Origin of the sequence: Methylobacterium phyllosphaerae, from assembly GCF_001936175.1 — a bacterium.
GTDB lineage: Bacteria > Pseudomonadota > Alphaproteobacteria > Rhizobiales > Beijerinckiaceae > Methylobacterium > Methylobacterium fujisawaense.
This window is the reverse complement of the sequence record NZ_CP015367.1, coordinates 38,569-57,114: the sequence shown is the minus strand read 5'-3', so window position 1 is coordinate 57,114 and position 18,546 is coordinate 38,569. Positions and strand designations below refer to the sequence as shown.

Sequence of the window (18,546 nt, the reverse complement as noted above, 5' to 3'; positions counted from 1 at the left end):
TTGATACCGCGGCCTCTCTGCGCAGATCGAAGCCGCGGTTTGGTCATGTTCCGCCGCTTAAAGGCCGGACGAAACCAATTCTTGGAAACCGGAAACTCGACGATGCGCAAAGTCTTGGTCACCTTGGCCTTGCTCGGGACATTGGCGGCACCCGAGGCGGCCCGGGCCCAGAGCCGGACCACCCTCGGCGTCGGCTCCGGCGCGGTCGCGGGGGCGCTGGTCGGCGGGCCGATCGGTGCCGTCGCGGGCGCCGTGGTCGGCGGCTTCGTGGGGAACTCGACGGAGCGCGGGCGCCGCCATGTCCGCCGGGGCCGCCGCTACGGCTCCGCGGCGCCGCGCCGGTCCTACCCGCGTCGGGCGGAGGCCGTCATGCCGCGCACCACGGGCACCGTCGCCCGCGCCGCGCCGTCCGCCCAGCCCACCATCTGGAAGGATCCGCGCTAGCAGGCCGCTCGCCTCGCACGGACGCAGAATCCGCCTAGGCCGCCTGTTCGCGTGCGGAGGACGCAGGTTCCCGGAACGTGTCCCGGGCGAGGCCCGGGAAGGCGATCGCCTGTCCGAGGCCCCGGGCGCCCAGGAAGCCCGCGAAGGCGAGCCACAGCCCGGTATTGCCGAGGCCCAGGCTCTCGACCAGCACGAGGATCGCGCAATAGGCGGCGAGCGCGCACGCCATCAGGTTGCGCATCGCCCGGGTCCAGGTCGCGCCGATGTAGATCCCGTCATACGCGAAGGGCGCAGCGGCGGCGAGCGGCGCCAGGGCCGCGAGGACGAGGTAGGAGCGCGCCGCCTCGCGCACCGGCCCGTTCGTCGTTACGGTATCGATGAAGGCCGCGCCGCCCGCCAGCGACAGCAGGCTGACCGCGAGCCCGAAGCCGAGGCACCAGCGCAGGCACAGGGTGGCGGCCGCATCGAACGCGTCCGCGTCCCGGGCGCCCACCGCCTGGCCGCAGAGGGTCTCGGCCGCCGTGGCGAAGCCGTCGAGGAAGAACCCGCCGATCAGGAAGAGATTCCACAGGACCGAGTTCGCCGCCAGCACCACGTCGCCCTGCCGGGCGCCCAGCGCCGAGAACAGCACGATGCCGGTGATCAGGGCGAGCGTCCGCAGGATCACGTCGCCGTTGACGCTGACCGTCCGGCGAAGCGCCGTGGCGTCGCGGAGATCGCGCAGCGGCACCCGGAACGGCCGCGCGCCGAGGCGCGCCAGGAGGACCAGCCCGAGGCCGAGCCCGAGCGCCTCGGCGCCCAGCGTCGCCAGCGCCGCCCCGGCGAGCCCGAGGCCGAAGCCCAGGACCAGGGTGAGCGTCAGCGCGACATTGGTCAGGTTGATCGCGACCTGCAGCAGCAGGCCGAGATCGGTGCGCCCGCGCCCCAGGACCGAGCCGAGCACGCCGTAGCTCGCCAGCACGAAGGGCGCGGACAGGATGCGGATGTGGAAATAGGTCGCAAGGCCCGCAATCACGGCCTCGCTCGCCCCGCTGATCCGGAAGGCGAGCTGGGCGAGCGGTTCCTGCAGGACCACCAGGACCAGGCCGATCAGGGCGCCCGCCGCCAGCGCCCGTGCGAGGATGCGGTCGACCTCCGGCTCGTCTTGTCCGCCGACCGCCTGCGCGGTCAGGCCGGCGGTCGCCATGCGAAGCGCCCCGAACGACCAGAAGATCGCGTCGAAGATCACCGCGCCGAGGGCGATGGCGCCGAGCAGCGCCGCGTCGCCGAGCCGGCCGATCACCGCCGCCCCGACGAAGCCGAGCATCGGCGTCGTGACGTTGGCGACCGTCATCGGCAGCGCCAGAGCCAGGACGCGGCGGTTCGTCGGGCGGCCGGGGCTGGCGGCGTGCATCAGGCCTCACGCTGGTAAGCTGCGCCGTCCGCGCAAAGCCGGAGGAGGGCATCGGCGGGTCAGGCTCCCAGGCTCCGCTCCGCGGCGCCGGGATGACGGGCCTGACCGTGCCGGTCGGCCTCGGATTCGGTCAGCGCGAGACGGCGAAGAGGCGCGCGATCAGCCAGAGCGGCACGACCACGATCGCCCCGGCGAGGATCCAGCCGCCGAAATCGTGGAGCGAGGCGAGCCCGACATCGATCAGCGCCCGCGCCGAATCATAGACGTGCCAGAACAGCCGCCCGGGCGTGAGGCCGAGCATCGACATGAAGGCGCCGACCAGCACCGACAGGAACAGCAGGCGCAGGAACACGCCGGCGGGCGAGCCGCCGAGGAAGCGCCGGAGCGCCGAGGGTCGTGACCGGTAGGTCTCCGCCCCGTAGGGGGCGTTCGGCGGCGCGCCCTGCTGATAGCCTTGCCGGCGCCGGTCGTGATCGACGAGCATTGCGTCCTCGTGAAGCCTCAGGGCCTTCGGATCGGCGACGAAGCGGGCGGAACCGTGGCCGGCGCACCACACCGCGTCGAAACCGGAACGCGGATCGGGCGTTGGCGGGTTTCTCCTGCGCCGTGCAGATGGCAAGCGGCGACGCGCACGCCAAGATGCAGGGCCAAGATGCAGGACGGGGTGGGGCACGACGCCGGGTTGTCGCAGCGCCCCCTCGACCAAAGGGAGAACTCCCGGGATATGGGAGTGTTGTGAGAGGCTCGAGTGCCGACGGGACCATACGCACGATGATCGACCACGCCTTGTTCGACCCGGCGACAATCGATCCTGAGACGATCCGGATCAATGCCGAGATCGTGGCGGCGCATGCCGCCCTGCCCGATCCCTGGTCGCTGCCGATCGCCGAAGTCCGCGAGCGCCGCCGCCTGGGCACCAAGGCGGCGCCGGCCATGCCGCACAGCGCCCGGGCGGAGTGGCTGACGATCGACGGGCCCGGTGGTCCTCTCAAGCTCCGCGTGGTCCGGCCCAAGCCCGGTACGAAGCTGCGCGGCGCCTATCTGCACATCCATCGCGGCGGCTGGGTCTGGGGCTCCGCCGACGAGCAGGATCCCTGGCTGGAGCGGATCGCCGACACCTGCGGCTTCGTCGCCCTCTCGGTGGAGTACCGGCTCGCCCCGGAGCATCCCTATCCGGCGGCGCTGCACGATTGCGAGGCCGCGGCCCTCTGGCTGGCCGGCCCCGGCAAGGTCGAGTTCGGCATTCACGCCCTGACGATCGGGGGCGAGTCGGTGGGCGCGCACCTCGCCGTGATGGTGCTGCTGCGGCTGCGCGACAAGCACAACCTGCCGCGGGCCTTCCGGGGCGCCAACCTGAATGCCGGCTTCTTCGACCTCGGCCTCACCCCATCGGTCCGGAACTGGGGCGAGGAGCGGCTCGTCGTGAACACCCGCGACCTGACCAAGTTCGCCGACGGCTATGTCCGCGAGGGCATCGACCGGCGTCGGCCGGACGTGTCGCCGATCTATGCCGACTTGAAGGGGCTGCCGCCGGCCCTGTTCACCATCGGCACTGCCGATCCCCTCCTCGACGACACGCTGTACATGTCGGCGCGCTGGGCGGCGGCCGGCAATGGCGGCCACACGGCGGTCTATCCCGGCGGGTGTCACGTGTTCGCCCGCTATCCGAGCCCGATGAGCGAGAGGGCCCTGGAACTGATCGACCGTTTCCTGATGGCGCTCGCCTGAGCGACCTGTCCGAGGTCCTTCCGGAGCGGTTCCAGGCCTGGTTCGCGGCCCGCGGCTGGGCGCCCAGGCCGCACCAGCTCGATCTCCTGCGGATCGCCGGCGCCGGCCGTTCGGCCCTCCTCGTGGCGCCGACCGGGGCCGGCAAGACGCTGGCCGGCTTCCTGCCCAGCCTCGTCGCCCTCGCTGAGCGCGGGACGCAGAAGCTGAAGCCGGCGGGGCTCCACACCCTCTACGTCTCGCCGCTCAAGGCGCTGGCGGTGGACATCGCCCGAAACCTCGACGCGCCGATCGCCGAGATGGGGTTGCCTGTGCGCGTCGAGACCCGCACCGGCGATACCCCTGCGCACAAGCGCACCCGTCAGATCAGCCGTCCGCCCGACATCCTGCTGACCACGCCCGAGCAGCTGGCGCTGCTGATCGCCCACCGCGAGGCGGCCGAGTTTTTCTCCGGATTGCGGTGCGTGGTGCTGGACGAGTTGCACGCGCTGGTGACGTCCAAGCGCGGCGACCTGCTGTCGCTGGCGCTGGCGCGTCTGCATCGCCTGAGCCCGGGGCTCGCGGCGATCGGGCTGTCCGCGACGGTGCGCGAGCCGGATGAGCTGCGGAAATATCTGGTGCCGCAGGGGCCGCTTCCCTTCCCCCCGTCTGCGGGTGCGCCTCCCACTTTGCACGACGAAACGGCCGACACGGTTGTGGGACCGGGCGTGGGTCCCCTCTCCCGAGCGGGAGAGGGTGAAGAACGAGAACTCACAGAACCTGGCTCGACCGCGACGCCCGGCGCCGACGTGCCTGATCCCGAGACTCCTCGTCCCTCACCCCAGCCCTCTCCCGCTCGGGAGAGGGGGCAGGTCGCGCCCCCCATGGCCGATCTCGTCACGGTGGCGGGCGGCGCGAAGGCGGATCTGCGCATGCTCGATCTCGGCCGGGCGCTGCCGATCTCCGGCCACACCGCGTGGCACTCGATGCCGGCCATCTACGAGCTCATCAAGGAGCACCGGACCACGCTGGTCTTCGTGAACACCCGGCTCCAGGCGGAGTACACCTTCCAGGAGCTGTGGCGGCTCAACGAGGACGCGCTGCCGATCGCGATCCACCACGGCTCGCTGGACGCGCAGCAGCGCCGCCGGGTCGAGGCCGCCATGGCGGCGGGTCAGCTGCGGGCGATCGTCTGCACCGCGACCCTCGATCTCGGCATCGACTGGGGCGACGTCGATCTCGTGGTCAATGTCGGTGCGCCGAAGGGTGCGAGCCGGATCATGCAGCGGATCGGCCGGGCCAACCATCGCATGGACGAGCCCTCGAAGGCCTATCTCGTTCCGGGCAATCGCTTCGAGATGCTGGAGTGCCAGGCGGCGCTCGACGCCGTCGAGGAAGCCGCGCAGGACACCCCCGATGCCCGCCAGGGCGCCCTCGACGTCCTCGCCCAGCACGTGCTCGGCATGGCCTGCGCCGACGCCTTCGACCCGGTCGATCTCTACGACGAGATCGTCTCGGCGGTGCCTTATGCCGGGCTCACCTGGGAAGCTTTCGAGCAGGTGGTCGATTACGTCGCCACCGGGGGCTACGCGCTGCGCGCCTACGAACGCTTCGCCAAGATCCTGCGCGGCCCGGACGGGCTCTGGCGCGTGCGCGACGCCCGCACCGCGCAGGCCTATCGGATGAATGTCGGCACCATCGTGGAGGCGGCGCGGGTCAGGGTTCGTCTGGGCCGGACGCTGCGCGGCAAGCCCGGCACGGTCCTGCCGAAATCCGGCCGGGTGCTCGGCGAGATCGAGGATGAGTTCGCCGAGACGCTGACCGTCGGCGACACCTTCCTGTTCGCGGGCGAGACCCTCCGCTTCGAGGGCCTCGCCGAGGACGAGTGCCTCGTGACCCGCGCCCCGCCCGGCACCGACCCGGCGATCCCGTCCTACGCGGGCGCGAAATTCCCGCTCTCGACCTTCCTCGCCGCCCGGGTCCGGGCACTCATCGCCGACCCGTTCGCGTGGGATCGCCTGCCCAAGCAGATCGGCGAGTATCTGGTCCAGCAGCGCCGCCGCTCGGTCCTGCCGGGTGAGCGCGATCTGCTCGTAGAGACGTTCCCGCGGGGCAAGCGCTACTATCTGACCGCCTTCCCATTCGAGGGCCGCCTCGCGCACCAGACGCTCGGCATGCTGCTCACCCGCCGGCTGGAGCGCGACGGCCTGCGGCCGCTGGGCTTCGCGGCCAACGATTACGGCATCGCGATCTGGACGACCCGCGACGTTTCCGAACGCGCCGCCCGCGATCCCGACTTCATCGGCGACCTCTTCGCGGTCGACATGCTCGGCGACGATCTGGAGGCGTGGCTCGACGAATCGGCCATGATGAAGCGCACCTTCCGGCAATGCGCCGTCATCGCCGGCCTGATCGAGCGTCATCATCCGGGGCAGAAGAAATCCGGCCGGCAGGTCACGATCTCGACCGATCTGATCTACGACGTGCTGCGCAAGCACCAGCCCGACCACCTCCTGCTGCGGGCTGCGCGGCAGGATGCGGCAACCGGACTCCTCGACGTGAGGCGCCTCGGCATGATGCTAGAGCGCATCCAGGGGCGAATCATCCACAGGTCTCTCGACCGGGTCTCGCCGCTCTCCGTATCCGTGATGCTCGAGATCGGGCGCGAGCGGGTCTACGGCGAGGGCGCCGACGAGATCCTGGCCGAGGCCGAGGCGGAGCTTCTCCAAGAGGCTCTGTCCTGACCGTCGATCCGCCCTCCCCCGACGACACCGAGGATGCGATCTTGGCGGCCGGCCTGAGACTCGAGAAGACCCACAAGCACCCCACCCTGATGCTCGCGGGCGAGACCCTGGTGCTCGATCTCTGCGGCGGCCTCTGGCTGCCGGAGCACCGGACGCTGATCGTGTCCGACCTCCACCTGGAGAAGGGCTCGTCCTACGCGGCCCGATCCGGCCAATTTTTGCCGCCCTACGACACCCGCGAGACGCTGGCCTGCCTCCACGAGGCGGTGGCGCGTCACGAGCCCGCCCGCGTGGTCGCACTGGGCGATTCTTTCCACGACGCCCGCGGCCCCGAGCGCATGGAGCCGGGCGACCGCGCCTTGGTGGCGGCGCTGCAGGAGGGCCGGGACTGGGTCTGGATCGCCGGCAACCACGATGCGGCCGTGAACGAAGGCGTCGGCGGGCGCTACGCCGACGCGCTGACCCTCGGCGGCCTCGTCCTGCGCCACGAGCCGAGCCCGGAGCCCGTTCCCGGCGAGATCGCCGGCCATCTCCATCCCTGCGGGAAGGTGGCGATGCGGGGGCGGGCCGTCCGCCGCCGCTGCTTCGTCACGGATGGCACGCGGCTGCTAATGCCGGCCTTCGGCGCCTATGCGGGCGGGCTGAACGTGCGCGACAAGGCCATCGAGGGCTTGTTCCCGAAGGGATTCACCGCTCACCTCCTCGGCGACGGTCGGGTCTTCGCCATCGGCCGGGCGCAGCTCGCCCGGGACTGAGCGCGCCCGTCATCCCGCGCAAATTCGCGCGTCGTTTCGATGCGCCGCGCCGACGGGATCGCCTCGCTCTGTTCGCCAGGACGGCGCCGCGGCGAGGCGCCCGGTCTGATCCGGCCTCAGGCCGTCTTCATGAACCGGGTCACGCTGTCCGACAGGCTTGCCGAGTGGCCCGCGAGGCTCTCGGCGACATCCTGGACGGCCCGGGCGAGCTGACCGGTAGCATTGGCGGCCTCGGAAACACCGCCGATATTGCCCGCCATCTCGTGGGTGGAGACCGCCTGCTCCTCGACGGCGCTCGCCATCGCCAGGGTCAGCTTGGACAACTCGCCCACCGCCGCGGTGATCATCTCGATCGCTCCCACCGCCTCGCCGGTGGCGCTCTGGATCGCTGAGACCTGCTGTGTGATCTCGCCGGTCGCCTTGGCGGTCTGCTCTGCGAGCGCCTTGACCTCGGAGGCCACCACCGCGAAGCCGCGGCCGGCGGCCCCCGCCCGCGCCGCCTCGATGGTCGCATTTAGCGCCAGGAGATTGGTCTGGTCGGCGATCGACTTGATCATGCTGACCACCGCGTCGACCTTGCGGGCATTCTCGGCGAGCTGGCGCATGGTCGCGTCCGTGGTCCCGGCCTGCGCGGCGATCTGCTGCGCGCGCTCCGAGACGCGCCCGACCTGACCGGAAATCTCCTGGATCGCGCCGTTCATCTGCTCGGAATTCGCCGCGACCGACGAGGCCTTGTGCCGTGCGGATTCGGCGGACTGCATCAGCCCTTCGGCCGAGTTCTGCATCTCCTGGATGGCCGAGCCCACCGCCTCGACCACCCGCTTGACGTCGGTCTCCATGTTCACCTGCGCGGTGACCACGGCCCATGTCAGCATCGGCCCGAGATACTGACCCTTCTCGTCGTTCACGGCCGTGACGCGCAGGTTCAGGGTCTCGGGTCCGACCTTGATCTTGGTGGAGTGCGGCAGCCGGCTCGCATCCGCCAGCATGGTGCGCTGGTGGCTCGGATTCTTGTGGAAGATGTCGAACGACCGGCCGAGCATGTCGTCGACTTTCACCGGCAGATGATGGTCGATCGTCCCGAGGGTCCGGCGCGAGGTGGCGTTCATATAGTCGATCTTGAAGTCGTTCTTGAGGTCGGCCGTCATGACGGCCACCGGAACGTTGTCGATCATGGTCAGGAGCCGGTTGATCTCCTTCTTCTTGGCGGAGATGTCCGAGGCGAACTTGACCACCTTCACGGGCCGGCCACGGGCGTCGAGGACGGGATTGTATGTCGCCTCCAGCCAGACCGAGTTGCCGTCCTTGTCCAGGCGGAGGAACTCGCCGGTGACGTACTGGCCGACCTTCAGCTTGTCCCAGAATTCCGTATACTCCGCGGTCTCGGCATAAGCCCTATCCACGAAGAGACGGTGGTGCCGGTTCTGAATATCCGGCAGATCATACTTCATCAGCTTCAAGAAATTCTTGTTCGCATGGACGACGTTTCCGTCCATCGAAAACTCGATGATCGCGAGCGAACGATCCAGGGCATCAATCTTGGCCTGGGCTTCGTTGAAAGTCGTACGGTTGAACACTTCGACACTCGCATTCCTCGCCCGCGGGTATCGCATCGCAGCGTTAATGAACTCTTTCTTGCTGCGTTATGCTGGTCTCCGTTTGGCGGCAGGCAATCGAAGACTTTTGATCGCGATGACGGAGTGCCTTCGAGGTCGGGGTAGACGATTTCCGCGCTATTAAAACTTGGCGATACGCTTTTTGTGCTGTTAATACGGTCTGAATATTAGAACCAACCGCGCATTCGAAAGTATACTATAGGCGCTATGGCGCTGAAAAGGATCAGGCCGAGCGCGTAGGGATAGCCGAGAGTCCAGTCCAGCTCCGGCATGTGCTTGAAGTTCATGCCGTAGATCGACGCGATCAAGGTTGGCGGGACGCCGACCACCGAGACGACGGTGAGCACCCGGAAGACGTTGTTCTGTTCGATGGTGATGAGGCCGAGGGCCGCGTCGAGCAGGAACTGCACGTTCTCAGCGAGGCGCGTCTCGAACTCGTCGAGGGATTCGATATCCCGCTTGATCGTCTCGAAGCGCGCGTCCTCCGGCAGGCCGATGCCGTCGCAGGCTGCGGCGACGAACGGCACGATCCGTTCGAGCCCGAGCAGGCTGGCGCGGATCTTCCCCAGCACCTTTCCGCGGTTGCTGATGCCCCGCAGGATCCGGCGCAGGGCGAGGTCGCGGCGCCGGGGCGGCGGGCTCTCCAGCCGCCGCCGCTCGGCACCCCGGACGTCGAAGTCGAAGATCCGGGTCGAGAGCGTGTCGAGTTCCGATCCCATGTCCTCCAGGGCGTCCGCGAGGCTGTCGACCAGCTCCTCCAGGACGACGAGGAAGATCTCGCTCGGGGTCGTGCTGCCATCGCCCTCCGCGATGCGCTTCGCGGAGGAGTCGAAGGCGCGCAGGTCGTGAAAGCGGATCGTGACGAAGTGGTCCTTGGTCAGCAGGAAGCCCAGCGGCTTCACCTGCGACGCGCTCTGCTCGAAGGTGATCATCGGCGTCGAGAGCGACAGGCCGCCCTTCACCCGGCGCAGGCGACTCGACGTCTCGACCTCCGACAGCGCCGCCCGGGACGGCACGCGCAGACCGGTCGCGGCCTCGACCGCTTTGGCTTCCTCCGGGCTCGGGTCGTTCAGGTCGAGCCATACCGTATGGCGCGCGATCGGGCTGCCGGGTTGCAACGCCACCGGGCCTTCGGGTCCGTGCAGGCTCAACATGACGGCGCATTATCCATGGGGCGAGAAGGAAGGCCGCCGGCGCGTCATCGCACCGTCGCGCGGGGGTGCGACAGCCTTGACTCGGAACCGCAGCGAGCCTATCTCGCCGCCGTCTTTGGCACTCGCCGAGACAGAGTGCTAACAGTCGAGTTCGCGAGCGGTCCCGCCGGCCGCATCAACGCCAACTCCAGACCTGAAGCAAGAGGGCAGCTCATGAAGTTCCGTCCGCTGCACGACCGCGTGGTCGTCCGTCGCATCGAGAGCGAGGAGAAGACCAAGGGCGGCATCATCATCCCGGACACCGCCAAGGAGAAGCCGCAGGAAGGCGAGATCGTCGCCGTCGGTCCCGGCGCCCGCGACGAGCAGGGCCGCGTCAACCCGCTCGACGTCAAGGCCGGCGACCGCGTCCTGTTCGGCAAGTGGTCCGGCACCGAGGTCAAGATCGACGGTCAGGACCTCCTGATCATGAAGGAATCCGACATCATGGGCGTCGTCGCCGTCTGATCGGATCACCCCTCACCGCCCTTTGAGACTTTCCACAGTCTTGGGGCGCAAACCAACCAGATAAGAGGCACACAATGGCAGCGAAAGACGTTCGTTTCTCCGCCGACGCCCGCGATAAGATGCTGCGCGGCGTCGACATCCTCGCAGACGCGGTGAAGGTGACGCTCGGCCCGAAGGGCCGCAACGTCGTGATCGAGAAGAGCTTCGGCGCCCCGCGCATCACCAAGGACGGCGTCACCGTCGCCAAGGAGATCGAGCTCGCCGACCGCTTCGAGAACATGGGCGCCCAGATGGTGCGCGAAGTGGCCTCGAAGACCAACGACATCGCGGGTGACGGCACCACCACCGCGACCGTGCTGGCCCAGGCCATCGTCCGGGAGGGCGCCAAGTACGTCGCCGCCGGCATCAACCCGATGGACCTGAAGCGCGGCATCGACCTCGCCACCCAGGCTGCGGTGAAGGACATCATCGCCCGCGCCAAGAAGGTCTCGACCTCCGACGAGGTCGCCCAGGTCGGCACGATCTCCGCCAACGGCGACAAGGAGATCGGCGAGATGATCGCCCACGCCATGCAGAAGGTGGGCAACGAGGGCGTCATCACCGTCGAGGAGGCCAAGACCGCCGAGACCGAGCTCGACGTCGTCGAAGGCATGCAGTTCGACCGCGGCTACCTGTCCCCGTACTTCATCACGAATGCGGAGAAGATGGTCGCCGAGCTCGAGGATCCCTACATCCTCATCCACGAGAAGAAGCTCTCCTCGCTCCAGGCCATGCTGCCGGTGCTCGAGGCTGTGGTCCAGACCGGCAAGCCGCTCCTGATCATCGCCGAGGACATCGAGGGCGAGGCGCTCGCCACCCTGGTGGTGAACAAGCTGCGCGGCGGCCTGAAGGTCGCGGCCGTGAAGGCGCCGGGCTTCGGTGACCGCCGCAAGGCGATGCTCGAGGACATCGCGATCCTGACCAAGGGCCAGATGATCGCCGAGGACCTCGGCATCAAGCTCGAGAACGTGACGCTCCCGATGCTCGGCCGCGCCAAGCGCGTGCGGATCGAGAAGGAGAACACCACGATCATCGACGGCGTCGGCGAGAAGGCCGACATCGAGGGCCGGATCAGCCAGATCAAGGCGCAGATCGAGGAGACCACCTCGGACTACGACCGCGAGAAGCTCCAGGAGCGTCTGGCCAAGCTTGCGGGCGGCGTCGCGGTGATCCGCGTCGGCGGCGCGACCGAGGTCGAGGTCAAGGAGAAGAAGGACCGCGTCGACGACGCCCTCAACGCCACCCGCGCGGCGGTCGAGGAAGGCATCGTCCCCGGCGGCGGCACCGCGCTCCTGCGCGCTAAGAAGGCGGTCGCTGCCCTGAAGTCCGACATTCCGGACGTCCAGGCCGGCATCAAGATCGTGCTGAAGGCCCTTGAGGCCCCGATCCGTCAGATCGCCCAGAACGCGGGCGTCGAGGGCTCGATCGTGGTCGGCAAGATCACCGACAAGGCGGACTCCGAGACCTACGGCTTCAACGCCCAGACCGAAGAGTACGTCGACATGATCCAGGCCGGCATCGTCGACCCGGCCAAGGTGGTGCGTACCGCCCTGCAGGACGCGGCCTCGGTCGCCGGCCTGCTGGTGACCACTGAGGCGATGGTCGCTGACGCTCCGAAGAAGGACAGCCCTGCTCCGGCGATGCCGGGCGGCGGCATGGGCGGCATGGACTTCTAAGTCCACGCCACCGCGCATGACGGAGGAAGGGGGTCGCCGAGAGGCGGCCCCTTTTCTTTTGGCGCTGCCGTGGCTGCTCGGCGCGCGCGGCGGAGTCCGGTCGGGCTCAGCGGCCTTGACGCGACGCCGGGGCCTGAAGGCGGGCTCGCACGGTGGCAATCAAGGATTGCCGGACACGCTCGGTCGCCTGGAAAGGGATGTCGAAGTTCAGGCTGTGGTAGATCAGGTCGCGGATACCGTCGTGATCGGGGTCTCCGCCGCCGCCCTCGATGACGTCGAGGATCCAGGCATGGATCGCCGCGTGATCCGACGGATCGGGATCCGCGGCGAGGACCAGATGGCCGCCGTGCATCCAATCATCGCGCAGGGCTGCGGATTCTTCGGCGGCTGTTGGCATGACCTGACCTTGCGACTCTGATTGGCGCGGCCGCGACAACAGAGTATCCGCGCGCCGCGATGGAGTTCTTCCACATCAACGGCGGAGCCTCGACGTCGGCGGCGCCGCCGCGTCACCGGTGCGACCGCGCCTCACCCTGCCGCGACGGCGCACAGCGGTCGAGGGGAGGTCGACGTCTCGGGCTCAGTCCGCGCGTCCGCGGTCGCGCGCGCCGACCATGACGCGTCCAGCGAGCCGGCGCCCGAAGCCCCGTCTCGCGGCGTTTCGAGTGGCGGGCGACAAACGAAAAACGGGACGGCTCACGCCGTCCCGTTCAAAGGCTTACCTATCGGCCAAGGAAGATCGAAGCCAGTCGCTGGAGCAGGCCCCGCGGTGCGGGCGGAGGCTCGCTCTGCCCAGGACCGTCCCCGATCTAAGCGTTGGCGGCGAAGGGGTGCTGCGCCGAGTTGCGCTGCTCGGTGACCGTCGAAGCCTTCGGCTCACCGTTGACGGCGCGCTGGATCGACAGCTTGGTCGCCTCGTAGTTGTACTTCTGGATCTTGGCGTCGTCGGCCGCCTCCCAGTGGATGAACACGCCGACCAGGATGTACAGGTCGTCGGCCTCGTCCGCCGGGATGATGCCCTCGGCCACCGCGTCCTGCACGGCCTTGGCAACGCCGTGCTGGGCCGGGCCGAACATCTGGACGGCCTGACGGGCGTCGTTGATGGTGACCTTGTTGAACATCAGGGTGTTCGGCTTGCACGGCAGGTTCGGCGCGATGACCGCGAGCAGGCTGGTGAAGCCGTGCTTGTTGTTCACGAGGCCGTTGCAGAAAGCCGTCTCGGCGGGCGAGCCGCGCGGTCCGATGATGAGATCGATGTGGGCGACCTCGTTGCCCTCGCCGACGAGCGCTTCGCCGACCTGAACCTTGGTGATCTTCGCCATTCGGTGTCTCTCCCTGGATTCCGAAATAGAGCCGCGCGCCGGGCGGTGCCGCGGCCGGGAAGCCATCCTTGTTATCGGCGCCCGACCATGCCGGCCGAGCCGGATGAGCCGAGCCGGTTGGGCCGGACAGCGCGGCGGACCCTACAGCGGGGCCCAGCGGCTCACAACCCGCGCAAGGCTCTGACACGAAGGAATTTCCATCTGTCCGGTGCCGTGATCCCCGGATCGTGCACCCGGGTCAGACCAGCCGTGCGCCGGCAGCCGCAAGGGCGTCCCAGAACAGCGTCGCGACCGTAAAATCGGCGCTCGTGCCAGGATTGATGGCCCGCGCCTTCAACGACGCGTCGAAGGCCAGCAGCGCGTCGACCGGCCGTGCGGCGAGGTCGATCCCGGCGCGAAGGGCCTCGGCCTCCCGGCGGATGCGTTCGGCCGCCGCGGCGCCGTGCTTGCGGACGACATGGCTGTCGGGAACCGCCTGGAGAAAGGCGAGATGAATCGCGGTCGTACACCATGTGGGGTCGAGCCCCCCGGCGCGGGCCTCGGCCAGGGCCGCGAGCCCGATCGCCGGCACGTCCGCGAAGTCCGTCACGTAGGCGCGGGCGATCCGGTCCCGGTTGGCGGCCTCCGCCATCGCATCGTACAGGGCGGCGGGCGCCGCGAGGGCGACGTCGTGGTGCTCGGCTTGGCCGAGGCCGCCCGGATTGGCGAGGCGGATGGCCGCGAAGACGGCGTCCGCATCCGTGGCGTTCAGCGTCTCGAGCGCCGACGCGACGGTCAGGCCCCGCTCGGCCGCGACGGCCAGGGGGGCGCAGAGCAGCAGGATGCCGAGATTGGTGTTCTGGCCTACCGCCGCCATCGTGGCGGCGACGCCGTCGCGGATCCGCATGCCCAGGCCGGTGCCCGCCCGGGCCAGGGCCGGCGCCGAGACATCGGCGCTGGTGACGAAATCCGCCAGCACCATGCGATGGCCGGGCGCGTAGGCGTGGACATTGCCGGGCTTGAGAGCGTCGAGCTCCGCGAGGCAGGCCGCCCGGTAGAGCGTGCCGATCAGCGCCGCGTCGAGGCCGCTCGTGCCGGGTCCGCTCATGCCACCACGAGCCGGGGACGGCTGGCGCCGCGGGCCGCGGCGAGGAAGCCGCGCACCACCGCGGCGGCGATATCGGTCTCGCACACGGTCTGGAGGCCCGACCAGGCCGGCATGGAATTGACCTCCAGGACCGAGAACCCGCCCTGCCCGTCTTCGACGAGGTCGATGCCGGAATAATCGACGCCGACCGCGGCGGCGGCCGCCTCGGCCAGCTCGGCGGCGGCGCGCGGCATCGCCCAGGGGAGCGGCCGGCCGCCCCGGTGGACGTTGGTGATCCAGCCGTCGCCCTCGCGGATCATGCCGGCGATGGCCCGTCCGTCGCAGACGAACACCCGGTAATCGCGCCACAATCCGTCCCGGCGGGGAACGTAGCGCTGGAGATAGTAGACCCGCGCCACTGCCTCCTCGTCGGGAAGGTCTTCCGGGCGCTCGATGAGGGCTAGTCCCTCGCCTTGCGACCCGAACAGCGGCTTCAGCACCAGGGGCGCGCCCGGCCGTGCCTCGGCGACGACCAGGGACGCCGCCGCCTCGCGCTTCGAGAAGACCCAGGTCTCCGGCGTCGGAAGCCCGGCCCGGTCGATGAGCAGGGACGTGGCGGCCTTGTCCACCGAGCGCTCGATCGCGCTCGGGGCGTTCCAGACGGTGACACCAGACGCGACAAGGGCGTGCAGCACCCCGAGCCGCATCGTCGTCGCCTCGAAGGTGCCGCCCGCGATGGTCCGCATCAGCACGCCGTCCGGCAGCGCGTCCGGGAAGCCCGGCACGCGCAGGGGCTCGCTGCCGCCCGTGACCACGGCGACGTCCGCCAGGGAGAACAGGACCGGCTCCACGCCGCTCGCGCGCAGGGCCGCCAGGAGGCGGTTCTTGTGCCAGGTGCCGTTATCGGCCGCGAGCCCGATGCGCATGGGGGTCCTGATCGTCACGTTGCCACCCGCCTGCGGGGGGGCCAGGAAGATGTCGCCGTCCGGATCCGGTTGGGGCACCCTCTCCCGCAGGAGAGAGGGAGCCGGCGTGCTTCAGGCGAAGGACGCGTCGACCAGCGTCGGCTCCAGACGGCCGCCGCGGTAGGTGACGCCGGTGCGCACCGACGTGACGATCGCCTCGGCCGGCGAGAACAGGGCGCCGTCGATCTTGTAGAAGTCGCCGTTCACCCGGCCGAAGATGTCGGCGAAGGGCGCGCCGTGGTCGCTCGACGTCGTCGAGGGCAGCTGTTCGGCGAGCTGCTTGGCATCGGCATCGTCGGCATCCACGAAGAGCTGCACGCGTCCGCCGTAGATGATCGCGTCGTTGGTGCGGCCCATCGCCTTGATGAAGTCCGGGTGCGGGGGCGACAGCGGCGCCGAGCCGATCCCGTCCACGATGGCGTGCAGGTCGAAGCCGACCGTGTGGGCCTTGTGGAGGGCAACCTCGAGGACGCGGGCCACGACCTGGGTGGAGCCGGCGAGGCTCTGGGTCGGCGCGAAGATGAAGGTCAGGTCCTCGGGCTTCAGGCCGGAGGCCTCGGCGACCTTGGCGACGACGCTCTCGGGCGGCCCGCCCGCGGCTTCCAGCACGAGGGCGGTCTTCGTGGCGGAGTCGCGGAAGCCGAGTTCCTGGTACAGGTCCTCGACGGCCGCCACCGCCCGGCCGGGCCCCGAGCCCAGGGCGAAGAAGCCGGAATCACCGGTCTCGTCCGCGAGGCTCCAGCCCGCATACTGGCTCCCCAGACAGGCGAGGACCGGGTCGGCGGCGTGGACCGTCACCGAATAGGGCCAGGAGGCGATCGGTCCGGTCGGCGCGATCGTGACGGTGCCGAGGCCGCCGAGGCAGATCTCGGCGATGCGCCGCCCGGCTTCGATCGACCCCCTCGCCTGCGCGCCGGCATCGACCATCCGGGCGCCGCCGGCCGCCTGCGTCACGGAGAGCCGCAGCGTCGCGGCATCCGCCACGAGCCGCTCGACGAGGGGCGCCGCGAGCGCGTTGATGCTGGGATAGGATTGGCTGGCACTCATGACAGGGCTTCCTCGGGGTGAGTTTTCTTCGCCGCGCAGACGGCCCGCAGGCGCGCCGTGTGCGTTTCCAACAGGGCGAGCACCTCCGCCCGGTCCGCGCCTTCGGCCAGCACCGTGCAGAGCGGCGCGTCGCGGCGGACCACCGAGCCGGGGCACGGACGGTCGCGCACGCAGTCCGGCCACTCGAGGTCCGGAACAGGCGCAAGCTCCCGGTCCGCGTAACAGATCTGCGCGGCCGCCGCATCCGCCGGATGCGGCCCGGGGTCCGGCATCGTGCCGAGGCTGGCCGCGATATGGGCGGGAAGCAGCGGAATCCCGCGCCGGTCGAGGATGTCCAGCGTCGCGCCGGGCCGGGGATTGATCTCGGTGAGCCACCACGCCGAACCCTCGACCAGCAGGTCGGCGCTGGCGAGCCCCCGCAAGCCGGTCGCGGCGACGATCCGCTCGGTGCCGGCGGCGATGGCGTCCACGAGCGCAACGGGGAGCGCCGGGGCTTCCCCGGCACCGCGGGCCAGGGCCCCGGCATAGCGGAAGGGACGGATCGGCGACGGCGAGCACCATTGCTCGGTGACGGCGAGGATGCGGATCGTCCGGCCGTCGGCGAGGAAGTTCAGGGCGTGCGGCCGGCCCGGTACGCGTTGCTGGAAGTAGTGGCCCTGCGGTGCCGGCGACCGGGTCGCAGCCCGGATGTGGTTGCCGCCGCTGCCGCCCGCGCGCTTGAGCAGCCACGCCCGCGGATCCGGCGGCGGGTCGGTTGCCACCGCGGGATGCGGCACGCCGAGGCGTGTGCAGAGGGCCGCGAAGGCCAGGGGCGCCTTGAGGGTCGAGACGGTCTCGGCCGACGCGCCGATCAGCCGGTGCCGCGCGGCGAGGCGCCCGATCAAGTCCGGCGCGTCCTCGAAGCCACTGCCCAGAATGAGCCCGATCGGGCGGCCGGCGGCTCCGGCCAGATGGTCGAGCGCGGCCACCGTCGCGTCCACGGCCGGCGCGGTTCCGAAGCGGCCGGGCAGCGGCCGGTAGGCCTCGGCGGCGGCGAGCGTATCCGCGTCCCCGAACAGATCGGCTACGTAAGGACGAAGCCCGGCACGCCGCGCCGCCTCGGCCAGGGCGCGCCCGGCCTGGGCGGCGATCAGGACCGCATCCGCCATCCGGGGCCGGCTCGTATCGGACTAGCCGGCGATCTCCACCGCGAGCGCGTAGGCGTCGCGGAAATCGAGGCAGAGCGGCGTGTCGGAGGCGAGCATCCGGTCGAACAGGCGCCGCTGCGTCTGGTACTTCACGTTGCCGACTGCCAGCGCGCCGATGCCGACGCCCTTGCCGGTGGGCAGGGCGACATCGACCGCGTTCACGTCGATCCCCGCGATGCCGGCAGGCGGCACGGCGTTGACGTCCGACGCGACGAGCAGCTTCGGCGCCGACTTCAGGTCCTCCGCGGTGAGGATCGGGATGCCCGCCGGCCCGGCGGAGAGGATGACGTCGGCGTCGCGGATGGCGGCGCGGCGATCCTCGGGGGTCGTGCCGTCGACAGCGCCGACCTCGATGCCGAAGCGCCACTTCATCGTGAAGGCGATCTTCGAGACCCGCTCCTCGCCGTCGTGCCCGACCAGAACGGTGGTGGCGCCCTGCAGGGCGCCGATCACCGCGGCCACGTAGGCGACGACGCCGGCGCCGCCGAAGATCACGATGCGCTTGCCGGTGAGGTCGGTGTTGAACTTCTGCCGCAGGGCGCGGGAGACCTGGGCCACCATGGCCGCGCCGGTGGTGAACGAGCCGGCCGGATCTGCGAAGACGTGGTTCACGAAGGGCGGCACGAAGGCCTTCTTGGCGCGGTCGACCATGTCGAGGGCGTCCTCGGCGTTCTTGCCGCCGATGAAGATGCCCGTCCGCGTCCCGTCGGCCGGCGACCGCGAGAAGATCGAATCCTGGGTCAGCGAGACCACGTCGGCGAGGCTGACCTCGGTGTAGGTCACCACCGTCTCGAACCCGGCATCCACGGCCATGTTCACGTCGAACGGGCTCATGTGCCGGAGCGGCGTCAGCATGTGGAGGATCGAGCGGGCCATGGAATCCTCATGCGGCGCGCGACAGATGCGCCTGTCCACCGTCCAAACCCGGAG

General features: G+C 69.9%; 17 protein-coding genes. 6 read left to right on the top strand and 11 right to left on the bottom strand.

Annotated features, from left to right (window positions below):
* Positions 1–102 precede the first annotated feature (102 nt).
* Entirely contained in the window at positions 103–444 is a 342-nt protein-coding gene (locus MCBMB27_RS00260) for a hypothetical protein (protein WP_075379605.1), read from the top strand.
* A 34-nt stretch (positions 445–478) separates the two neighbouring features.
* On the opposite strand, the gene MCBMB27_RS00255 is transcribed toward MCBMB27_RS00260, so the two are convergent.
* Positions 479–1,837: an MATE family efflux transporter gene (locus MCBMB27_RS00255; RefSeq protein WP_236952856.1), complete on the bottom strand. Its 1,359-nt coding sequence runs from the start codon at positions 1,835–1,837 to the stop codon at positions 479–481.
* 130 nt (positions 1,838–1,967) lie between these two features.
* Complete coding sequence (locus MCBMB27_RS00250; protein ID WP_043351744.1) at positions 1,968–2,321, bottom strand: DUF6460 domain-containing protein; 354 nt, start codon at positions 2,319–2,321, stop codon at positions 1,968–1,970.
* Between the two features lie 287 nt (positions 2,322–2,608).
* Here MCBMB27_RS00250 and MCBMB27_RS00245 point away from each other — a divergent pair, with 287 nt between their 5' ends.
* From MCBMB27_RS00245 to pdeM, 3 genes are all read left to right on the top strand, one after another.
* Entirely contained in the window at positions 2,609–3,565 is a 957-nt protein-coding gene (locus MCBMB27_RS00245) for an alpha/beta hydrolase (RefSeq protein ID WP_043383200.1), read from the top strand.
* Positions 3,566–3,687: 122 nt separating this feature from the next.
* Positions 3,688–6,285, top strand: coding sequence for a ligase-associated DNA damage response DEXH box helicase (locus MCBMB27_RS00240; protein WP_043755642.1), 2,598 nt, complete (start codon positions 3,688–3,690; stop codon positions 6,283–6,285).
* A gap of 41 nt (positions 6,286–6,326) precedes the next feature.
* Positions 6,327–7,040: a ligase-associated DNA damage response endonuclease PdeM gene (gene pdeM / locus MCBMB27_RS00235; protein ID WP_075379603.1), complete on the top strand. Its 714-nt coding sequence runs from the start codon at positions 6,327–6,329 to the stop codon at positions 7,038–7,040.
* Positions 7,041–7,156: 116 nt separating this feature from the next.
* On the opposite strand, the gene MCBMB27_RS00230 is transcribed toward pdeM, so the two are convergent.
* Entirely contained in the window at positions 7,157–8,617 is a 1,461-nt protein-coding gene (locus tag MCBMB27_RS00230) for a methyl-accepting chemotaxis protein (RefSeq protein WP_075379602.1), read from the bottom strand.
* A gap of 206 nt (positions 8,618–8,823) precedes the next feature.
* A complete protein-coding gene (locus MCBMB27_RS00225; protein WP_043351732.1) occupies positions 8,824–9,810 on the bottom strand; it encodes a CorA family divalent cation transporter in 987 nt (328 codons plus the stop codon).
* 213 nt (positions 9,811–10,023) lie between these two features.
* On the opposite strand from MCBMB27_RS00225, the gene groES reads away from it, so the two are divergent.
* Positions 10,024–10,314, top strand: coding sequence for a co-chaperone GroES (gene groES / locus MCBMB27_RS00220; protein ID WP_010682002.1), 291 nt, complete (start codon positions 10,024–10,026; stop codon positions 10,312–10,314).
* Between the two features lie 74 nt (positions 10,315–10,388).
* Positions 10,389–12,029, top strand: coding sequence for a chaperonin GroEL (groL, locus tag MCBMB27_RS00215; RefSeq protein ID WP_043755635.1), 1,641 nt, complete (start codon positions 10,389–10,391; stop codon positions 12,027–12,029).
* Positions 12,030–12,135: 106 nt separating this feature from the next.
* Here groL and MCBMB27_RS00210 read toward each other — a convergent pair whose 3' ends face one another.
* The 7 genes from MCBMB27_RS00210 to MCBMB27_RS00180 form a co-directional block, all read right to left on the bottom strand.
* Complete coding sequence (locus MCBMB27_RS00210; RefSeq protein WP_236952855.1) at positions 12,136–12,465, bottom strand: hypothetical protein; 330 nt, start codon at positions 12,463–12,465, stop codon at positions 12,136–12,138.
* A gap of 373 nt (positions 12,466–12,838) precedes the next feature.
* A complete protein-coding gene (gene fae, locus MCBMB27_RS00205) occupies positions 12,839–13,351 on the bottom strand; it encodes a 5,6,7,8-tetrahydromethanopterin hydro-lyase (RefSeq protein WP_043353182.1) in 513 nt (170 codons plus the stop codon).
* A gap of 238 nt (positions 13,352–13,589) precedes the next feature.
* Positions 13,590–14,438, bottom strand: coding sequence for a triphosphoribosyl-dephospho-CoA synthase (locus tag MCBMB27_RS00200; RefSeq protein WP_075379601.1), 849 nt, complete (start codon positions 14,436–14,438; stop codon positions 13,590–13,592).
* Entirely contained in the window at positions 14,435–15,343 is a 909-nt protein-coding gene (locus tag MCBMB27_RS00195) for an ATP-grasp domain-containing protein (RefSeq protein WP_053608696.1), read from the bottom strand. The genes MCBMB27_RS00200 and MCBMB27_RS00195 overlap by 4 nt, the downstream gene beginning before the upstream one ends.
* Before the next feature lie 111 nt (positions 15,344–15,454).
* A complete protein-coding gene (gene mch, locus MCBMB27_RS00190) occupies positions 15,455–16,429 on the bottom strand; it encodes a methenyltetrahydromethanopterin cyclohydrolase (protein WP_043383730.1) in 975 nt (324 codons plus the stop codon).
* Positions 16,426–17,577, bottom strand: a complete 1,152-nt coding sequence (locus tag MCBMB27_RS00185) for an ATP-grasp domain-containing protein (protein ID WP_053608695.1) — start codon at positions 17,575–17,577, stop codon at positions 16,426–16,428. The genes mch and MCBMB27_RS00185 overlap by 4 nt, the downstream gene beginning before the upstream one ends.
* A gap of 21 nt (positions 17,578–17,598) precedes the next feature.
* The gene (locus MCBMB27_RS00180; protein ID WP_043357114.1) at positions 17,599–18,492 is read right to left on the bottom strand and encodes an NAD(P)-dependent methylenetetrahydromethanopterin dehydrogenase; all 894 of its coding nucleotides are present in this window, start codon (positions 18,490–18,492) and stop codon (positions 17,599–17,601) included.
* Positions 18,493–18,546: the final 54 nt, after the last annotated feature.

Excerpts from the sequence above, each read along its gene's own strand:
- MCBMB27_RS00250 (WP_043351744.1), bottom strand. The coding sequence starts at position 2,321 with ATGCTCGTCGATCACGACCGGCGCCGGCAAGGCTATCAGCAGGGCGCG.
- MCBMB27_RS00185 (WP_053608695.1), bottom strand. The coding sequence starts at position 17,577 with ATGGCGGATGCGGTCCTGATCGCCGCCCAGGCCGGGCGCGCCCTGGCC.
- groL (WP_043755635.1), top strand. The coding sequence starts at position 10,389 with ATGGCAGCGAAAGACGTTCGTTTCTCCGCCGACGCCCGCGATAAGATG.
- MCBMB27_RS00225 (WP_043351732.1), bottom strand. The coding sequence starts at position 9,810 with ATGTTGAGCCTGCACGGACCCGAAGGCCCGGTGGCGTTGCAACCCGGC.
- groES (WP_010682002.1), top strand. The coding sequence starts at position 10,024 with ATGAAGTTCCGTCCGCTGCACGACCGCGTGGTCGTCCGTCGCATCGAG.
- MCBMB27_RS00255 (WP_236952856.1), bottom strand. The coding sequence starts at position 1,837 with ATGCACGCCGCCAGCCCCGGCCGCCCGACGAACCGCCGCGTCCTGGCT.
- MCBMB27_RS00260 (WP_075379605.1), top strand. The coding sequence starts at position 103 with ATGCGCAAAGTCTTGGTCACCTTGGCCTTGCTCGGGACATTGGCGGCA.
- MCBMB27_RS00200 (WP_075379601.1), bottom strand. The coding sequence starts at position 14,438 with ATGAGCGGACCCGGCACGAGCGGCCTCGACGCGGCGCTGATCGGCACG.
- fae (WP_043353182.1), bottom strand. The coding sequence starts at position 13,351 with ATGGCGAAGATCACCAAGGTTCAGGTCGGCGAAGCGCTCGTCGGCGAG.
- mch (WP_043383730.1), bottom strand. The coding sequence starts at position 16,429 with ATGAGTGCCAGCCAATCCTATCCCAGCATCAACGCGCTCGCGGCGCCC.
- MCBMB27_RS00180 (WP_043357114.1), bottom strand. The coding sequence starts at position 18,492 with ATGGCCCGCTCGATCCTCCACATGCTGACGCCGCTCCGGCACATGAGC.
- MCBMB27_RS00245 (WP_043383200.1), top strand. The coding sequence starts at position 2,609 with ATGATCGACCACGCCTTGTTCGACCCGGCGACAATCGATCCTGAGACG.
- MCBMB27_RS00195 (WP_053608696.1), bottom strand. The coding sequence starts at position 15,343 with ATGCGCATCGGGCTCGCGGCCGATAACGGCACCTGGCACAAGAACCGC.